At 47.8% G+C, this 1,383-nt stretch carries 1 protein-coding gene; it reads right to left on the bottom strand.

Going from position 1 to position 1,383, the window contains the following annotated elements; genetic code table 11:
• Positions 1-42: 42 nt before the first annotated feature.
• Entirely contained in the window at positions 43-1,260 is a 1,218-nt protein-coding gene (gene gspF, locus R7M72_RS24720) for a type II secretion system inner membrane protein GspF (protein WP_318056416.1), read from the bottom strand.
• Positions 1,261-1,383: the final 123 nt, after the last annotated feature.

Below are 1,383 nucleotides of genomic sequence, written 5' to 3'. Positions count from 1 at the left end.
ATTCAAGCCACGTCTTAACTTAGACACGCCTTAATTCGAATATTATCCGCTCATCAAGTTATTCATTTCTAGCATCGGCATCAAGGTCGCCATGACAATGAATAACACCAATCCAGCCATTAATGCGATCAAGGCAGGAGTGAACACTCCCAACGCAATATTGACCGTAGATTCAAAGTTTTGGTCTTGGTTGTCCGCCGCAGGCGTCAGCATGCTTTCTAACTCACCACTCCGCTCACCACTGGCCATCATATGCAGCATCATCGGTGGGAATAGGCGGGTTTGATCCAGAGCTTTACGCAAGCTTGCCCCTTCACGGACGTTGTCTGCAGCAATCAACACTTGCTGCTTTACGTAACGGTTTGACATCACATCAACCGCCACTCGCATCCCTTCAAGAATTGGGATCGCACTTGAAGTACAGATCGACAAGGTACGAGCGAAGCGAGCGGTATTGAGGCCTTTAGAAATCTTACCGACGAGCGGCAAGCTGATGATTTTTCTGTCCCAAGACAAGCGAAAATCTGGTTTTTGCAATGCCAGTTTTAAGCCATAAAAACAAACTACTAGCACGGCAAAGATAATCAGCCCCCACTCTTGGACGAACTCACTAGCCGCCAGCAAAAATTGCGTTGACTGTGGCAACTCTTGCCCCATTTGAATGATCGGCTCGATGATTTTGGGTACCACGGTCGCCAACAAGAACGAGACAATCGCCACCGCAAACACCACTAATACGACAGGGTAGATCATCGCTTGCAACAGCTTAGAACGCATTTTCTGACGGTTTTCGACGTACTCCGCCAAGCGCTCTAAAACCGTATCAAGGTGTCCAGATTTTTCACCCGCGGCGACCATAGAGCGAAACAGTTCGTCAAATACGTGTGGATAATCACCTAGGCTATCTGCCAATGGGTAACCTTCGGTGACTTTGGAGCGAACTGCAGCGATCATGGTGCGAATTCGTGGCTTTTCTGCTTGTTCAGAAACTGCTCGAAGACACTCTTCAAGAGGCATACCTGATTGAACAAGTGTGGATAATTGACGCGTGATCAGAGCCAGTTCAGCCGTTTTGATACCACGTTTGAAGCCCACTGAGCCTGAAGACTTAGCCGCCTTTGCTTTGGCTTCCACGACCTCAACAGGGATCATCCCTTGTTCTTTCAGTCGTTGGCGCACTTGACGAGCATTATCCCCTTCAATCGTGCCTTTTTTTTGTTTGCCTTTTGCATCCAGCGCTTTGTATTCAAATGCTGCCATTACGCTTCCTTCGTCACTCGCATCACTTCTTCAAGTGACGTAATACCACGACGTACTTTGCTTAGACCATCACTACGAATACTTGGCGTATGATTACGAACGGCTTTTTCCAATTCTGGCTCA

It is taken from the genome of Vibrio sp. YT-18 (assembly GCF_033337345.1).
Classification (GTDB): domain Bacteria; phylum Pseudomonadota; class Gammaproteobacteria; order Enterobacterales; family Vibrionaceae; genus Vibrio; species Vibrio alginolyticus.
This window is presented reverse-complemented; position numbering and strand designations above follow the sequence as displayed.